This window comes from Rhizobium sp. P43, assembly GCF_056730705.1.
Genome location: NZ_CM161539.1, coordinates 2,489,943 through 2,507,423 on the forward strand (window position 1 = coordinate 2,489,943; position 17,481 = coordinate 2,507,423).

13 protein-coding genes are annotated in these 17,481 nt (G+C 63.1%); 6 read left to right on the forward strand and 7 right to left on the reverse strand.

The genetic code is table 11. The features are described 5' to 3' along the window. Window positions 1-6: 6 nt before the first annotated feature. Window positions 7-756, reverse strand: a complete 750-nt coding sequence (locus AC1PUL_RS12515; RefSeq protein ID WP_480464506.1) for a DsbA family protein — start codon at window positions 754-756, stop codon at window positions 7-9. A gap of 419 nt (window positions 757-1,175) precedes the next feature. Here AC1PUL_RS12515 and AC1PUL_RS12520 point away from each other — a divergent pair, with 419 nt between their 5' ends. Genes AC1PUL_RS12520 through AC1PUL_RS12530 form a run of 3 tightly spaced genes read left to right on the forward strand, consistent with a single transcriptional unit; the run spans window position 1,176 to window position 7,397 of the window. Beyond that, a complete protein-coding gene (locus AC1PUL_RS12520; RefSeq protein ID WP_480464507.1) occupies window positions 1,176-2,573 on the forward strand; it encodes a tetratricopeptide repeat protein in 1,398 nt (465 codons plus the stop codon). Window positions 2,574-2,583: 10 nt separating this feature from the next. Continuing rightward, window positions 2,584-5,187 carry a FecR family protein gene (locus AC1PUL_RS12525; RefSeq protein WP_480464508.1) on the forward strand — a complete coding sequence of 868 codons (2,604 nt, stop codon included), beginning with the start codon at window positions 2,584-2,586 and terminating at the stop codon, window positions 5,185-5,187. 8 nt (window positions 5,188-5,195) lie between these two features. Then, the gene (locus AC1PUL_RS12530) at window positions 5,196-7,397 is read left to right on the forward strand and encodes a CHASE2 domain-containing protein (protein WP_480464509.1); all 2,202 of its coding nucleotides are present in this window, start codon (window positions 5,196-5,198) and stop codon (window positions 7,395-7,397) included. Between the two features lie 6 nt (window positions 7,398-7,403). Here AC1PUL_RS12530 and AC1PUL_RS12535 read toward each other — a convergent pair whose 3' ends face one another. From AC1PUL_RS12535 to AC1PUL_RS12545, 3 genes are all read right to left on the reverse strand, one after another. After that, entirely contained in the window at window positions 7,404-9,677 is a 2,274-nt protein-coding gene (locus AC1PUL_RS12535) for a SulP family inorganic anion transporter (RefSeq protein ID WP_480464510.1), read from the reverse strand. Window positions 9,678-9,690: 13 nt separating this feature from the next. Further along, window positions 9,691-11,955: a SulP family inorganic anion transporter gene (locus tag AC1PUL_RS12540; RefSeq protein WP_480464511.1), complete on the reverse strand. Its 2,265-nt coding sequence runs from the start codon at window positions 11,953-11,955 to the stop codon at window positions 9,691-9,693. A 200-nt stretch (window positions 11,956-12,155) separates the two neighbouring features. Further along, entirely contained in the window at window positions 12,156-12,647 is a 492-nt protein-coding gene (locus AC1PUL_RS12545) for a DUF721 domain-containing protein (protein WP_298466852.1), read from the reverse strand. A gap of 82 nt (window positions 12,648-12,729) precedes the next feature. Between AC1PUL_RS12545 and mutY the strand changes: the two genes are divergently transcribed. After that, a complete protein-coding gene (mutY, locus tag AC1PUL_RS12550; RefSeq protein WP_480464512.1) occupies window positions 12,730-13,836 on the forward strand; it encodes an A/G-specific adenine glycosylase in 1,107 nt (368 codons plus the stop codon). Between the two features lie 3 nt (window positions 13,837-13,839). Then, on the forward strand, window positions 13,840-14,451 hold the full coding sequence (locus AC1PUL_RS12555) for an HAD family hydrolase (protein ID WP_480464513.1): 612 nt from the start codon (window positions 13,840-13,842) through the stop codon (window positions 14,449-14,451). Between the two features lie 181 nt (window positions 14,452-14,632). On the opposite strand, the gene AC1PUL_RS12560 is transcribed toward AC1PUL_RS12555, so the two are convergent. Further along, complete coding sequence (locus AC1PUL_RS12560; protein ID WP_480464514.1) at window positions 14,633-15,763, reverse strand: DNA methyltransferase; 1,131 nt, start codon at window positions 15,761-15,763, stop codon at window positions 14,633-14,635. Between the two features lie 581 nt (window positions 15,764-16,344). Between AC1PUL_RS12560 and AC1PUL_RS12565 the strand changes: the two genes are divergently transcribed. Next, window positions 16,345-16,536 carry a type II toxin-antitoxin system ParD family antitoxin gene (locus AC1PUL_RS12565; protein ID WP_480464515.1) on the forward strand — a complete coding sequence of 64 codons (192 nt, stop codon included), beginning with the start codon at window positions 16,345-16,347 and terminating at the stop codon, window positions 16,534-16,536. Window positions 16,537-16,590: 54 nt separating this feature from the next. Here AC1PUL_RS12565 and AC1PUL_RS12570 read toward each other — a convergent pair whose 3' ends face one another. Both AC1PUL_RS12570 and AC1PUL_RS12575 read right to left on the reverse strand, forming a co-directional pair. Beyond that, entirely contained in the window at window positions 16,591-16,932 is a 342-nt protein-coding gene (locus AC1PUL_RS12570; RefSeq protein ID WP_480464516.1) for an MmcQ/YjbR family DNA-binding protein, read from the reverse strand. A gap of 126 nt (window positions 16,933-17,058) precedes the next feature. Further along, window positions 17,059-17,481, reverse strand: a complete 423-nt coding sequence (locus AC1PUL_RS12575) for a DUF1284 domain-containing protein (RefSeq protein WP_480464517.1) — start codon at window positions 17,479-17,481, stop codon at window positions 17,059-17,061.

Consider the following 17,481-nt stretch of genomic DNA (forward strand, 5'->3'; position numbering starts at 1 on the left):
CGTCGATCAGAGCAGGCTGTCGATGAGGGCCGACATGGAGTCAACCGACATGTCCCCCGAATAGGCCTTGCCATTGATCAGGAAAGTCGGGGTCGACTGAACTCCGAATTCCTGGGCGCCGCGATCGCGGACTGCCGACACATCACCGGCAAGCTGGGCGTTCGTCAAGCAGGCGTCGAAGGTCTCCTGTGTAAAACCGGCGAGCTTGGACATCTGCAGCATGGCGCCGCGCACGTCACCATCCGCCGGGGCGGCCCAGGTGCGCTGCTGCTTCAGAAGCGTCGAGACGAAGGGGAAGAACTTGTCTTCGGTGGTGCAGCGCGCCAGCATGAAGGCGGCAAGCGACGCTGTATCCTGCGGGAAGGGGAATTCGCGCAGAACGAAATAGACCTTGCCGGTATCGACATACTTGGTCTTGATCGCTTCAAAAGTATTCTCGTGGAAATGGGCGCAATGCGGGCAGGTCATCGACATGTATTCGATGATCTTGACCGGGGCATTGGGATCACCGAGTGCCATTTCCTTCAGCGGGCCAGGCTTCAGAGCCTCTTCCATGTCCACGTCGCGATCGGCCGTGGGGATCTCTACGGCGGGGGTCGTGGAGGCGGTGGTCTCATTGCTGACGGCAGGCTTTGGCTCGGCATTGGCCGCCGTGTCTTCGCTGTCGCTGCAGGCGGTGAGCGCGATGGAGACTGCGGCGATGGCGATGCCGCCGAGGAGACGGCGTTTGGTGATCGAGAGTTCTGAAGTCGACATTGTGCATTTACCTGCTTGGAAGATCCGTGATTGCATCACCGTTATAACGGTAAATGGTGCCAAACAAGGCAGGGCACCCCATGAGATATCAAAGTTCCGTGACCTTTTTTTATGCATCGTCGGCCCGACGCATTTGGTCGGCGGCCCGTTGTTCCGCCTCTTCGCCGACGCGGCATCATTGCCCGGCGCGCTGCGCCCGAGACCCGCACGACGTCGCCCGACAGGTTCCTATCATCGACACTTGGATACCTAAGCTCATGCGTTGTGTCGTGGAGCTTGCGAGACTATCCTGATGACATCGGGCCAATTTTCACAAAACGACCCAATGTTGGCCGGTCCAGCCGTATTTCTTGCCTTTTAACAAAAGCTTAACCTGCATTAAAGACGTCCCAGCGTATTCAGTTCGAGTTCCTTTCATCATGATTTTGCCGAAGAGCCGGAAGGCTGCAATCCTCTCCGCTGATCTGCTGATGCTCTGCTTCGCAGCGGTTTGCGTGGCGCTCTCGTCCGGTGAGGCGGCATCACAACAGTCCCAGAACGTCGCTCCGCGGATCGGCCATGCCTCCTCCGAAGAGATCGAAGCCAAGAGAAAGGCCCTGTTCGGGCGGATGATGGCGGCCCCGGACGATCTCGATTCCGCCTTCGAATATGCAGCACTTTCGTCTCAGGCCGGAGATCTGGAAGGCGCGATCTCGACGCTCGAACGCATGCTCATCTATGCACCCGGCCTGCCTCGGCTGCAGCTGGAGCTCGGTGTGCTCTATTATCGGCTTGGCGCTTACGAAACCGCCCGTCAGTATTTCGAGGGAGCGAAGGCCTCAGGCGATGTGCCGCAAGAGGTCTCCGCGAAGGTGGAGCAATATCTGGCGGCCATCGATCGGCGCGGCGCACCCTCGCAGTTTTCCGGCATGATCCGCACCGGCCTGCGCTATCAGAGCAATGCGAATGCCGGACCTGGCAATTCCAACGTTACGCTCAACGGTCTTTCCTACACGCTCGATGGTCAGGCCATCGCAGGTGAAGACATCAATGGCTTCGTCAACGGCGCGCTTCGCTACCGGCACGACACCGATATTCAGGGATTGTCTCTCGAGGCCGGCCTCTCCGGATACGCGGCCGGCTATCGTGATCGTGATACGCTGAACACAGGCGCAGTCGAAGCCTATGCCGGCCCGGTCTTCGATCTCGGCCGTTTCGGGCTGGACGATCGGACACTTTCGGTTCTGGCGACCACCAGCGGCGTCCTGATCGAAGGCGACCGCTATCTGGCTTCGGCCGGTGTCTCGACCACCACTGACTGGCAGGTCACACCAAGCGACAGCCTCTCTGCGGGTCTGCAATATCGCTACGAGGATTTTTCCAACACCAAGGCCCGCCGGACCGCAAAGCTGCAGAGCGGCCATCGTTTCGACGGACAGCTGTCCTGGTCGCACAACCTCACGGAAGACGTGAGCCTGACGGCGCGTGTTCTGGCAACCCGGCGCGAGGCGCGGGTCGGATATCTGGCGGCGACGGAAGTCGGCGGGGCGATTTCCGGCACCTATCGCTATGCCGCGCCTTTCGGTGACGGACCGGCCTGGGCAACGGGACTGGAAGCGGCCGTGGCCGGACGTCGGTATGACGATCCAGACACGATGATCAACGCGTCGGCCAATCAGCGCGACCGGGAATTCAGCCTGAACTTCCGGCAGATCATGCCCTTTACCGAGCATGTAGCGCTGGTGACCGAGGCCGGCTATCGAAAGGTCTGGTCAAATTACGACATCAAGGCCTTCGACAATATCTCGATCTCTATCGGCATCCAGGCGGCATTCTAGGAGCATCCCGATGAAGCGAAAGACACGCCCTATCCTGCTTTCCGCTTCCGCTGCGCTGCTGGTGATGGCCGCCCAGCCGGCGCTGGCGGAAACCGATGTCGCGGGCGTGACCGCAGCCGTCAATCCGAATGCGACCGCGATCGACGGTGCCGGGCGGACGCGCCTTGTATCGCTTGGCGATCCCGTCATCCGCAATCACCGGATCGAGACGAGCGCTGCGGGTCTGGTGCAGATCCTGCTGGCTGACGGCACGTCCTTCACGGTTGGGCCGAATTCCTCCGTGGTGATCGACAGCTTCGTCTATGATCCGGAAAAGAACACCGCTTCTTTGGCGGCGACCATGACGAAGGGTGCTTTGCGCTTCATCGGCGGCAGGGCATCGAAGGCAAGTGGCAATGTAAAGATCAACACACCGATCGGCACGGCCGGCATTCGTGGCGCGGTGGTCGATATCAATCTTGGCGGTCAGACTTCCGACGGCCAGACCCTGCCACCGCATCTGACGCTGGTCTATGGCAACGAGGTGCAGCTCACCGGCAATGGCGCACCGCAACGGCTTTTCCAGCAGGGCTTCTCGATCGTCGCTGGCGAGGGTCAGCCGCGTGTCCAGCGCACCCCGCCGCAATGGGTCAGCGGACTGCAGCAGGTTCTGGCGGGCCGGCCTGGCCAGAGCGGCGGCGCAAGCAATGCACCGACGGAGCAGACGGTGGCCAGCAGCCCGGTTGCTGAGAGCAATTCCGCGCAGCTGCCTTCGGATAACGCCATCCCCGTACCGACGCCGCGCCCGATCGTGACGACACCGGTCGAGGAGGTGGCGAGTACGTCGCAGCGCGCCGTGGGGCCGCAGCCGCAAGTGCAAAGCGGTGGTAGCAATGATACTGGCGGCAGCGGCGGCAGCGGAAGCGACGGGGGCGGCGGAAGCGACGGCGATACGGAGACTTCCGTTTCCGTGCTCTCGCCAAGCGAAGCACCAGGAGGCGGTGGGCCTATCGCATCGCCGGGTGGCGGCTCCAATGAGCTCAGGCTTGCCGCTTCGCAGGGGACACTGACCCGCGAGGCCGATGGGACCCTGAGCGGGACGGATGGCGACGGCAACAGCTTTACCCTGCCGGCATTGTCCTCGACCAGCGTGCTGGCCGAGCGCACTGTTTCGGGTTCGGTCAACGGCACAGCCGTGAACGGTACGGCCTATACAGGAAGCGGCGGTTTCTTCACCTACATGCTGACGGCCGGCAATACCGATCCCAAGGCCTTCTATGTCATCGGCGGCACACCTGCAGATGCGCAGGAAACACTCTCGACCGGCGAAATCCTGTCCTACGTTCTGGAACCGGATCTTCTCGCCGCTTTGACGAATGGCAGTGGGACAACGATACCGTTTACCGGAAGTTTCGCGGAGAGCGATGAAGCCGTGGTGAGCGATCTGCTCGTCAGTGGGGTTTCAGATACCAGTGATGGTGTCATTGGTCGGGCCCTGCAGGCATCGCTCGTCATCAGTGGCTCCGGCAGTGCACAGAAGAGTGCAATTAGCGTGTTGAGCGGCGCCTTCGAACTAAAGTCGGGCGGCTACGGGCTTACGGCCTCGACGGCGGGATCGAGCCGAGAAGCCGCCAATGGATCTGCCGACCATCGCCAGGGTCTGGCGAGCAGTTTCGGCAGCACAGCGGGAGCCGATCATTTCCTGGGCGCTGATGGAGAATATCTGGTGATTGGTGCCGGAAGCATCGACACAATGGACGAAACATACCAGACGCCATCGTTCGCAGGATACGAACAGCTCCATGTGGGGAGCCGCGATGACAACACCTCGATCAGCGGTGAAAAGCGCCTGGGCGGCGAGACGTTGCAGGGATTTGCCGCAGGCGTGATGCAGGATTTTGGTGATGAAAGACTGTTGACCGGCAGAGTGCGCGTCACGCCGGATGCCGATACCGGCACGGTATCAGCCCGTTTTGCGTCCGATGGCGGGACAGAATATGCGGATCTCTACTCCAGCGACGCGGACTCGGCTTATCTTTCCGACCAGTTGATGGCCGCCACGAACCACGAGCAAGGGTCCTATATGGTTTCCTCCGGCGTGGTGGAAGCCAAGATCTTCGATGGCGGCAATTCCAGCCAGATTTGCAATACATGCGAATTCATGACTTGGGGCTGGTGGGGTCGCAATCGCGCCGGGGAAGTCCCGTACGAGGTTCACCTTGGCAACTGGATCGTGGGCGTCAATCCGGAGGCGATCGACATGCCGCCGTCCGGATCTGCGACCTATGCCGGCCATGCGGTGGGCACAGTGATGAATGGGACCAACCGCTACATTGCCACCGGCGAGTTGGACGCGACCATGGACTTTGGAACGCGTACCGGCACCATTTCGGTTGGGGGTTTTGATGGCCGCGACTTTTCGACCAGCGTCAGCTTCGACAACAACGGGGCGCCCAAGGCCACGTTCGCCGGCAGCAGTTCGGGCAGCATAGACATGAGCGTGAGCGGCGCATTCGCACAGGGCCCGGGCGGCTTCGATATGCCGCCGGATCCGGTCAAGGGCATCATGGGCAACTTCACTGCCAGTGATGGCAATGGCTGGTCGTCCAGCGGCATTTTCGCCGGCAGTCGATAATCCGCCTGATGGTCGAAGTCCTCACCCCCCGTGCCCGCCTCTCCGCCTCGCAACGCCGCAGGCTCGGCGTTGTGCTCGTGGGTCTTGCGGCGCTGGTCGCGGTCATTTTCGGCCAGGCGACCTTCGCGCCGCAGGCCTTCCGGCTGACGGCGCTGGTCTTCGACGCCTATCAGCTGATCAAACCGCGCGAAGCGACAGATCCGCCGGTTGCGGTCATCGACATTGACGAGGCCTCGATCGGCAAGCTTGGGCAATGGCCCTGGTCTCGCCGGACCGTGGCCGAGATGGTGACGCAGGCGAGCGGCCTGGGGGCTGCGTCGATCGGCTTCGACATCGTGTTTTCAGAACCAGACCGGACGGCACCGGCCCGTCTCGTTGAGGAAATGCGGCGCCAGGGGATTGCCATCGATATCGGAACCGATATGCCGGACCCGGATCTCCAATTGGCCGAGGTGGTCGGCTCGAACGCCGTGGCGCTTGGGATCGCGCTCAGCAACGAGACCACGGCACCGCCACCGGAGCCGAAGGCAGGCTTTTCCTTTCTGGGGCCTGATCCGCGCGCGCGGCTCACGCCCTATTCCGGCGCCTTGTCCAACCTGCCCGTTTTGACCGAGCGAGCGACGGCGATGGGTTATTTCTCCTTCCCGCCGACGCCGGACAACATTATCCGCAGCTTCCCGCTAGTCTCTTCGAGCGGTGACCGGCTCTATCCGGCGCTCTCCATCGAGACGCTCAGGATTGCGCAACAGGAGGGTGCCTTCATCCTGCGCGCTGCCGGACCCGAAGAAGGTTCGGCCTTCACGGACTTGAGGGTCGGGGCGCTCGATGTGCCGCTCTCGGCCGATGGTGAGATCTGGATCTATTATTCCGGCCTACCGAACATGCCGGTCATTTCCGCCGCCGATTTCTTCGACCCGACAAAAGCCGACACATTGGCCGGGTTGATCCAGGGGCGCATCCTGCTGGTCGGAACCAGCGCGGTCGGTCTGCGCGACATCGTCGCAACACCGGTCGATCCGGCGATGCCTGGCGTCAAGGTGCATGCCGAAATCATCGACCAGATCGCCAGTGGCATCTTCCTGCAGCGGCCCGACTGGATCATCGGGGCAGAACGGGCGGCGGCAATTGCCGTCGGCCTGATCCTGCTCCTCGTCCTGGCCAGCGCCTCCCCTGCCCTTTCGGCGGTAACCGGTATGTTGCTTGCAACGCTCGTCGCCGGCGGATCCTGGCTCGCCTTCTCTCAGGCGCTGACACTCTTCGATCCGCTGCTGCCCCTGGCTGCCCTCGGAGCCGTCTTGCTGACGGCGCTGCCGCTGCTCCTAATGCTCACCCATCGAGAAAAGCGCTTCGTGCGCGAGAGCTTTGGGCGCTATCTGTCGCCCACACTTGTCGAACGTCTTTCCGAGAACCCGGAAGGGCTGACACTCGGCGGCGAGGATCGCGAGCTCACCATCCTCTTCTCCGACATCAGAGGCTTTACCAGCCTCTCCGAAACGATGACGCCGACTGAGCTCACGGGGTTGCTCAACAATTTCCTGACGCCGATGACCGACGTGCTTCTGAAACGCGAGGCGACGATCGACAAGTATATCGGCGATGCGATCATGGCGTTCTGGAACGCCCCGCTCGACATCACCGAGCATCCGCAAAAGGGCTGCCTTGCCGCTCTCGACATGGTTTCGGCGCTGGCTCGTCTCAACCGCGAGAGCGGCATGGCGCTCAAGATCGGCATCGGTCTCAACACCGGCATGGCCTGTGTCGGCAATCTCGGCTCCGACCAGCGCTTCAGCTATTCCTGCCTTGGCGACAGCGTCAATCTCGCCTCTCGCGTCGAAGGGATGACCAAGCTTTACGATGTCTCGATCCTGGTCACCGAGGAGGTACGAACCGGCACGACGGGCCTCGCTTTTGCGGAAGTGGACCGGGTGCGCGTGGTCGGGCGGCAGGCGCCTGTGACGCTCTATGCGCTGATCGGGCTCGCCGATGCGCTGCCATCGGATCAATCCGATCTGCTGCAGGCGCACGCGGCATTGATCGCGGCCTGGCAGTCGGGCGATCTTGCCGCTGCACGCGATCTGCTGAAAGATCTCGTTACGCGGCCACAAAACCCGCTTTCAGGCACGCACAGGCTCTACCACGAGCGGCTCGCCCTGCTGCCGGAGACCGCTCCCGACAACTGGGACGGCGTGTTTACCGCGAGCAGCAAGTAGTCCATCTCACTCGTGCAGCGACTGGACAACCCGATTGGCGATGGTCAGGCGTTCAGCGAGTGTGGTGGCGCAGAGGCGGTGAACGAGGAGCGCGAGTTCCGGATCGGCCTGTTCGAGATAGCGCAGCTGGCGGCGGGCGAGGCGATAAACGGTCGAGGGGACCTCCGCCACGACATCGGCCGTGCGCGGGCCACCGCGATAGATGGCGATTTCGCCGAGCACGACGCCGGGTTTGACGGTTCGCAGCCGCAGGCGCTTGCCGTTGGCGAGCACAGCCTCGACCTTGGCGCGGCCGGTCCAGAGCAGGAAGAGATCGTCGCCCGGTTCGCCCGCCCGGATAAAGCGGTCGCCCGGCTGGAGACGGATTTCCTCCATCGAGGCAACCAGGTCCTTCACTCGTGCGCTCGGGCCAATCGTTTGCGCCAAATAATCCTCAACCCGGTCCCAGCTCTCTTCGCGAGCCGTCTCTTGCAACAGCGCTTGCTCGCAATATTCGATCGCATGATCGAGATCGGGCTCAAGACGCAGGGCGGGGCCATCCGGTGCCCCCAGACCATTGCGGCGAAGCGTTGCCTCAGTGTCGGGTGACAGATGACTGAAAAGCAGTTCAACGCCCGCTTCCGCCAAGAGGTTGCCGATCTTGAGAAAAGCAGCAGCGGCGGCCGCATCCATGCCGCTGACGCGGCGGAAATCGACGATGGCATAAAGCAACTTGGGACGATGTCGGTCCTGCAAACGGCGACGCATGGCCGTAACCACCTGTTCGGCGGTTCCGAAGAACAGATATTCCTGGAGCTCCAGCAGCTGGACCTGATCGCCAACCGCTTCCAGATGGGCTGTTTCAACGAGCGGGCGATCCGTGCTGCTGCGGCGAGCATGCAGGGACGTGTCGCTGCGGATCACCGACAATCGCGCGTAATTGTAGACGAAGGACAGGATGGCGAGCGCAAGGCCGATCATCATGCCGGTCAGGAAGCCGAAGACCAGCATGCAGAAGGGGATGGTCAGGACCACCATCCATTCGCTGCGCGGCAGCTGGCGACGCGCTCCCCAGAGCCATTCCTCCGCCATGTCATAACCAAGCGTGATCATCAGGCCGGCAGCGACAAAGGTCGGCATGGCACCGGCCAATTGTCCGGCAAAGGGCAGCATCAAGACCAGGACCAGCGTGGTGGCGAAGCCTGGAAGGCGGCTTACGCCGCCCATGCGGGTCGCGAGCAGCGTCATGCTCATGCTGCTGAACCCCGGCGCTCCGCCCAAGCCACCGGCCAGGAGATTGGCAAGGCCCGTCGTGCGCAATTCGCTGTCGGCATCGATCTCACGGCGTGTGGCGACCTCTTGACCACTGGTGTTGAGGAGAAGGCCGACCATGGAGAGAAGCACGACCGACGCGATGGCGGGCGCTGCGTGGCCAACGGCAGACCAATCGGCATGCGTCAGAATGGCGATGGGCGATGGCAGTTCGAGGCCGGCCCCGGCCGGCAGGGCGGGCAGCCAGTGGAAGCTCCGGGCTGTTTCAGCGTCCGCTCCGAGACCCACCAGCATCAGATAAAACAGAGCGGTCGCTGCCAGCATGATGCCGGGGGCAACGAGCGGGCTTGAGGATCGGCGCAACGAAAAGTTCAAAATGAAGGCGAAGATCAGGGCAATGTGCAGGTTGGCGATGGCCCGCCGGCCATCCGCGGTCGTGAACAGATCGATGACCGGATGCCCGGCGAGGAGCATGTTCACGGCCCCCTGAATCATCAGGCATCCGGAACCGGCCAGGAAGCCGGCGATGACCGAGAAGGGCATGAAACGCACGAGCTTGCCGAAGCCGAAGGCGCCCGACAGGATGAAGACGACACCGGTTGCAACCGCACTGGTGCCAAGGATGGCGAAAGCGGTCATGATGCGGACTTCTTCCGACGCATCCATCAATGCCGGAGAGGCCAGTGCCGCAGCAATCGCCGCCGCCAGGATTGCGACATTCGGCTTGCGCACCTGGCCGATGCTCGCCGGGTAGCGGCTGCCAAGCGCGATGACGAGCGTGAGCAGGACGCTGGACATCAGGATGGCTCCGACGCCCATGCCGAAGCCGGCGGAGACGGAACCGGTGAAGATGAGCGCGGCAAACGCGATACTCGTGCCGAGGCCGTCGATGCCCGCGATCACGGCGAACAGCAGGGGCGCCAGGAGGCCGCTGATCCTCGTCATGCCAAGCCGGGAGGATGCCTGCGGCATCGTTGTGACATGCACTCCGTCCGGCTTTTGCGGAAGCGAGGCGTCCTGCAGCGTCACGACCCTCTACTCCTCACTCGTGTAGCGACTGGACCACGCGGTTGGCGATGGTGAGCCGTTCGGCAAGCGTGGTGGCGCAGAGGCGGTGGACGAGGAGCGCGAGCTCGGGGTCTGCCTGTTCGAGATAGCGCAGCTGGCGGCGGGCGAGGCGATAAACCGTCGAGGGCACTTCGGCGACGACATCTGCCGTGCGCGGACCGCCGCGATAGATGGCGATTTCGCCGAGCACGACGCCGGGTTTGACGGTTCGCAGCCTAAGGCGCTTGCCGTTGGCGAGCACAGCCTCGACCTTGGCGCGGCCGGTCCAGAGCAGAAAGAGATCGTCGCCCGGTTCGCCCGCCCGGATAAAGCGGTCACCCGGCTGCAGACGGATCTCCTCCATCGAGGCAACCAGGTCCTTCAGCCTCGCGCTCGGGCCAATGGTCTGGGCGAAGTAGTCTTCGATATCCTGCCAGGTCTCCTCCCGGCTGATCGCGGCGATCAGACGTTCCTCGCAGCGCTCCAATGCGTGATCGAGATCGCGTTCGCGCTCCACGGATGAGTCTGAGGCGAAGTCGATGCCATTTCGGGCTAGGGCCTGTTCAATCTCGGGCGAGAGGCTGCTGAAGACCAGTTCGATCTCGCTGCCGGCGAGCAGGTTGCGGATCTTGACGAAGGTCGCGGCTGCGGCCGCATCCATGCCGCTGACGCGGCGGAAATCGATGACGACGAAGCGCAGCGACAGGCGGCTGCGATCCTGCTGACGGCGGCGGATCGCCTCGATGATCTGTTCTGCCGTGCCGAAGAACAGAAATTCCTGCAATTCCAGCACCTGGACCTGTTCGCCCTCCAGCTCGATCAGGCTGTTTTCCGCCGGGGGGCGGTCGATGCTGCTCTTGCGTTCACGCAGCGAGGCATTGACGCGGATCACCGAGAGGCGGGCGTAATTGTAGACGAAGCTGGCGATGGAAAGCGCGAGCCCCAGAGCCATGCCGCCCATGAAGCCGGAGGCGGCCATGCCGAGCGGGATGGCGAGAACAACGAGCCATTCCATGCGCGGCAGCTGCGCGCGGGTGCGCCAGAGCCAGTCGTGGATGAGTTCGACGCCGAGCGCGATCATCAGCCCGGCGGCAACGAAAGTCGGCATGGCGCCGGCCAGCTCACCCGCAAAGGGCAGCATCAGCGCCAGCACGATAGCGGTTGCGATGCCGGCTGACCGCGCCTTGGCCCCCATGCGGTTGGCCAGCAGTGTCATCGACAGGCCGGTGTAACCCGGCGCGCCGCCGAAGCCGCCGGCGACGATATTGGCGATGCCGGTCGTGCGCAGTTCGGCATCGGCGTCGATTTCCCGGCGGGTCGCCACTTCGAGGCCGCTGGTGTTGAGCAGCAGCCCGACCATGCCGAGCAGCGCGACCGAGATGATCGCCGGCAGGGCATGAAGGACGACCGACCAATCGGCAGAGGCGACGACTTCGACGGGGTTCGGGAGGGCAAAACCCTGATCCGCAGACATGGCCGGCAGCCACTGCAGGGCGCGCGCCTCTTCGCTTTCGACACCGATCGCCGCCAGCATTGCATAAAAGAGGGAACCGCCGCCGAGCAGGACCAGCGGCATGGTCAGCGGGCTCGTCGAACGGCGCAGGGCAAAGACCATGACGATCGAGAAGACAACGGCGACATAGAGATTGGCGACCGCCTGCTGGCCCTCCGGCCTGACGAGAAGATCGACGAGGTTGCGGTCGCCGATGATCATCATCACGGCACCCTGGATCAGCAGCCAGCCCGAGCCGGCGAGGAAACCGGCGACGACCGGATAGGGCATGAAACGAACGAGCCGGCCAAAGCGGCAGAGGCCGAAGAGCCAGAAGACCAGGCCGGTGACCACCGCGCTGGATCCGAGAATGGCAAAGGCAGTGGCAACCTTGACCTCTTCCGGGGCGAGTTCCAGCCGCAGGGTTGCTGCAAAGATCGCGGTCGCGAGGATGGCGATGCTCGCTTCCTGCACCTGGCCGATGCTTGATGGATAGCGGCTGCGCAGCGCAATCCAAAACGCCATGATGATGCTGGACAGCAAGATGACACCGACGCCCATGGAAAAGCCGGAGGCGAGCGGGCCGGCGAAGATCAGCGCGGCAAACGCAATGCTGGTGCCGAGACTATCGATGCCGGCGATGATCGCGAAAAGCACCGGAGCCAGGTAAGGAGCGCGTGCGCCGGGAAGCGGAATACGCCAGGCCGGCTGTCGCGGGGCGGCATTGGACGCGATCTTGCGATCGGGCGCTGGATTGTGAACGTTCACGGCTTGACCTGCTGTTGACAAGGGCTTTCGCGGCCGCTTGCAACAGGCCGGTACAGCGACTGGTAGACGCGGGTCGCATGACGGGCAACGCGATGACTGGGATCGACCCAAACTTGGCCGGATCAGCGGCAACAAGGCTGAGGTCGGCGGGGAAAACCTGTGGGTTTCAACGGCTCAGCGCCGGAGCGGACAACCAGTGGCTACTTTCGCTTGGCCTGCAGCACGGCGGTGCCGAGCCGCTCGACGGCGCGGCGGAGGTTCTCGTCTTCGATGCCCTCCATCATCGCGGCCAGCCGCTTTGCCTTTTCGCCTTCGAGCTTGCGGATGCGAGGCCTCGTGCTTGCGACCGAGACCGGTTTCTGGACGATGCGAACCTGGCCGATCGCGGGGTAGCCGAAGAAGCCGTTGATGCGGGCGATCAGCTCGCCCTGGGCATGGGAGAGGAAGAGCGCGCGCGCACCTTCACAGGCGATCGTCAGGACACCGGGGCGATGGCCGCCATCTTCGGGCAGGTCCGAGCGGCGCGGCCAGGCGATCTTTTCGGGGCGGGTGCAATCGGCAAAGCCCTCGCCGACGATGTCTTCCCAGGAGCCGAGCAGCGCCGTGTTGATGCCGGCACGGCGCGCCAGCACCGGGTCGACGATGCCATTGGCGATGTCGGCGATCTGGTTTGCACCCTTGAACGTGGCCATGGCGGCTGGGGATCCTTCACATCGGCCCTTGATCGGGCGGCTGCTTTGGCCAGATATAGTCCATCCTCCCCTCCTTTCGCAAATGGCCGGCGTGACACTCCCCAGCAAAGCCCTGACACGACCGACAGCTCCCACGCTTCTTGCCTGGTATGACCGGCATCACCGGGAGCTCCCCTGGCGCATTTCGCCCAGCGCGGCCAAGCGCGGCGTGAAGCCCAATCCCTATTACATCTGGATGTCCGAGGTGATGCTGCAGCAGACGACGGTTGCGGCGGTGAAGGCCTATTTTGCCAAGTTCGTTAGTCGCTGGCCGACGGTCAAGGATCTTGCGGAGGCACCGAACGAGGATGTCATGGCGGCCTGGGCGGGGCTTGGCTACTACGCGCGCGCCCGCAACCTGAAGAAATGTGCCGAAGCCGTGGCATCAGAGCATGGCGGGGTCTTTCCGGATACCGAAGAGGGATTGCGCGCGCTTCCGGGCATCGGCGACTATACCTCGGCAGCGGTGGCCGCGATCGCCTTCAACCGGCCATCCGCTGTCATGGACGGTAATGTCGAGCGGGTGATCTCACGGCTCCATGCCATCGAGGCGCCGCTTCCGGGATCAAAGCCGCAGATGAAGGCGAAGGTCGCAGAGCTGACGCCGACCGATCGGCCCGGGGACTTTGCCCAGGCGATGATGGATCTGGGCGCCACGATCTGCACGCCGAAGCGCCCGGCCTGCGCACTCTGTCCGTTCAACGATGCCTGTCTGGCGCTCGCGAGTGACGAGCCGGAGCGTTTTCCGGTCAAGGCGGCGAAGAAGGCAAAGCCGGTGCGGCTGGGGGCCGCCTTCATCGCTGTTGATCGCGACGGGCGGCTTCTGCTGCGCAAGCGGGTGGAAAGCGGCCTGCTGGGCGGCATGACGGAGGTGCCGACGACCGACTGGACCTCGCGGCAGGACGGGGAAACGGGGGTGGACGCTGCCCCTTTCCCCGCCGAGTGGCAGGCGGCGGGAAGCATTTCCCATGTCTTCACGCATTTCGAACTCCGGCTGTCGATCTACCGCGTCGGGCCGATCGACTGCCCCGTCGGCGATCACGGTTTCTGGGTGCCGGTCACCGAACTTGATGGGGAAGCGCTGCCGACTGTCATGAAGAAGGCAATTGCGGCAGCTATTCCAACCGCCTTTCCAACACTCAAGGGCTAAGACATGACCGAAATCCGCCATATCGTCTTCGACATCGGCAAGGTGCTCATCCATTACGATCCGAACCTGCCCTTTTCGCGGATCATCCCGGACGCAGATGAGCGGGCGGATTTCTTCGCGCGGGTCTGCACCCATGACTGGAACATCGAGCAGGATCGCGGTCGCAGCTGGGCGGATGCCGAGGCGCTGCTGATATCAGAGTTCCCCGAGAAGGAAGCGCATATCCGCGCCTTCCGGAAGCACTGGGCCGAGATGGTGCCGCATGCCTATGAGGACAGCGTTTCCATCATGACCGGGCTGATCGATGCGGGACGCGACGTGACCATGCTCACCAATTTCGCAGCCGACACATTTTCCGAGGCGCGCAAGATGTACCCATTCCTCAACCTGCCGCGCGGTGTGACCGTCTCGGGCGAAGTGGGTCTGATCAAGCCTGACGTGGCGATCTACGAGCGGCATGCAAATGATTTCGGCCTGTCACCAGCGCATTCCCTGTTCATCGACGACAGCCTGCCCAATGTCGAAGGCGCGCGCGCTGCCGGCTGGCAGGCGGTGCATTTTACCGGGGCGGAACAGTTGAAGGCGGATCTGCAGGGGCTGGGCGTGACGGCCTGAGAATGAGGCGCTGGCGCGGGTGGAGTTGGCGGACCCCTGCCCGCGCCAGATCGATCCCTGGGGATCGAATGCAGCCCATGTAAGAGCTTCGACTTGCTCGAAGCTGATCACAGCTATGTGAAGTTATTCTAATACTGATGAAAATCGGCTTCGGCGTTTCAAACGCGCCGGAGCCGTTTGATCATTCCAGGCCGCCCATGCGGCTGCGGATGACCGAGCGCAGGTCGTCGATCGGCTTCAGGGCGCCCTCGTCCTCGACATGCCAGAAGGTCCAGCCATTGCAGGCATCGAGGCCTTGCACCCTGGCACCGACGCGGTGGATGGAGCCTGCCTCGCCGTTTGCCGTCAGCGTGCCGTCGGCACGGATGATGGCGGAGTGGCGGCGCTTGGCATCGGTCAGGACCTGGCCGGGCTTCACGAGGCCTGCTTCCAGGAGAACGTTGAAGGCGACGCGGGGTTCGGCCTTCTTGCCGGTCATGACCGTCAGTTCGACCTTGCCGAGCGGCTCGACGGCGGCGATGCGGGCCGAGGCCGCATCGATGTAATCCTGCTCGCGCTCGATGCCGACGAAATGGCGACCGAGACGCTTGGCGACGGCCCCTGTCGTGCCGGAGCCGAAGAAGGGATCGAGCACGATATCGCCCGGCTTGGTGGACGCCATGATGACGCGGGCCAGCAGCGCTTCCGGCTTCTGGGTCGGATGGACCTTCTTGCCGTCGTCGCCCTTCAGCCGCTCGCCGCCCGAGCAGATCGGGAAGAGCCAGTCGGAGCGCATCTGGACGTCGTCGTTCGACGCCTTCATCGCATCGTAATTGAAGGTGTAACCCTTGGCCTTCGGATCGGGCGAGGCCCAGATCATCGTCTCATGGGCGTTCTGGAAACGACGGCCCTTGAAATTCGGCATCGGGTTGGTCTTGCGCCAGACGATGTCGTTAAGGATCCAGAAGTTGAGATCCTGAAGCGTCGCGCCAACGCGGAAAATGTTGTGATAGCTGCCGATCACCCAGATCGTGCCTGTCGGCTTCAACACGCGGCGGCACGCCAAGAGCCAGGCGCGGGTGAAGGCATCATAGGCTTCAAACGAGGCAAACTGGTCCCATTCGTCGTCGCAGGCATCGACGAGTGACTGGTCGGGGCGATGCAGGGCGCCGCCTAGCTGCAGGTTATACGGCGGATCGGCAAAGATGACGTCGACGGATTTGTCGGGAAGGGCCTCGAGGGCGGCAACGCAATCGCCCTTGATGATGCTGTCGACCCAGGCCAGCGGGTCGGACGAACGGCGGAGTTCGGCAATCGGGAATACGGAAGCCATGGGTTACTCACTCTTACGCTGACGCAGCACGGGATGTGAGGCTTATGGTTACCGAAGTTGGTTACTGAAGGGTGAAGAGGGGGTGAGATTTTGTGCGGGGGTGGGATGGGGGGCGGATTATCCCGAAAAGTGGCGGCGCCGCTTGCAAGCAACCATTGCTTGAAGCACTCTTCGTGTGGCCACAAGAAACCTCGACAGGAGAACCGCTTGCCCCAAAGCTCTTCTCGACCACCCATGACTGAAGGCGCCGCGCAGGCTATCGCGCGGGAGGCTGGATTAGGTCGGCCAGAACACGCAAATCCAGCAGAAGTACCCTTGGCGTTCCAAGAGCGCTCAGAGCGAGGGAGGTTGCGCGGAGCCGGAGTCATAGCGCGACGGAGCGCTAGCAGCCGGCGCCGTTGGGCAGTGTGGCTGACGTTGTCGCTTGTGTTTGCCCTGCTCCTGCTCTGGCTGCTTGTCTAGTTTCGGATGGGCACCAGATAGGCCGGATATAGAGAAACCTCTCGAAGGAGGAGCGAAACGAACTTGGCGCGCATCCCTCCCAGGCTGGCCGATGCCTATAGACAGAGAAAGACCAGAGCATGAGTTTCGGAAAAGAGCTGATCCAGAGCGCCGAAGAGGCGCTTGCAATTGCCGAGGGACGTGCCGAGCCTGCCAAGGTGAAGGCGCTGCAGGATGCCTTGATCAAGGGCGAACAGTCCGGCGAGCCTCAGCCGTTTGATTTCGATGCGTTCAAAGCGCGTAAACGAGCCGAGTTCAAAGGCACAGATTGATACGGAGGCGCCGCCGCGCGCTCTCTCTTCTCCCCAGCGGGGAGAAGAGGAGCCTCACCGTCGCACATCCCACTCTTTCACCACCGCCTTCTTCGCCTGCGCTCGCCAGACACGGGTGAGGTTTTCCCGCGCCCAGTCGATATCGAGGCGATGAGGGCGGGCGAGTACCATCGGATAGGGGCGATGGTGATCTGTCGTAAAGAAGGTGTCGGGGTCCATCTCGATCAGGTGGTCGCGCTCCTCGAAGGGGACCTTGAAAACCGGGCAGTCATGGGTCGGGTTCCAGAATAGCATGGCCTTACCGTTGACCTTGAAGGACACGGCACCCCAGGAGGTGGTTTCCTCCGTGGCCGGCAAAGCGAGTATGATCTGGCGGAGCATATCGAGGGTGATCATGGCGGGGGCCTCCAGACGGGAAGTCTGCCAGAGGTTGTGGGACATGTCATCAGGTCCAGATACGCCCCTCATCCGCCCTTCGGGCACCTTCTCCCCGCGAGCGGGGAGAAGGAGATCCCGCCGGCCTCAGGGCGCGACGCGGACGCCCAGATAACCGCCCTCGGCCACGCTGTCGCAAAGGCTTGACCATTCACAGCCGGAACAGGCCGCGCGGATCTCGCCGGTGGCGAAGGTTTTTCTGAGCCGGGCGAGCAGTGCGGCTGATGGCGTGATGCGAGCGCCTGTTGGAAGCGGGCTGCCGATCAGGCGGGCGACGGCGGCTGCCGCCGCGCGGTCCCGCTCGATGACGCTTGCGCCATGGCAATGAGCCTCGGGGTCTGCGGTCAGCGGGCCGCATATATCGTCCGGCCCCGCCACCAGCTCGATCTCCTCGCCGGCCGAGAGCCTTGCGGCAATGACCTCGTAGTTCTCGACGAAGGCGGGCGAATAGCCCTTGCCGACATAGGTCAGCATGCAGAGCAGGTGGTGGGCGCGGAGCCGGACGGTCAT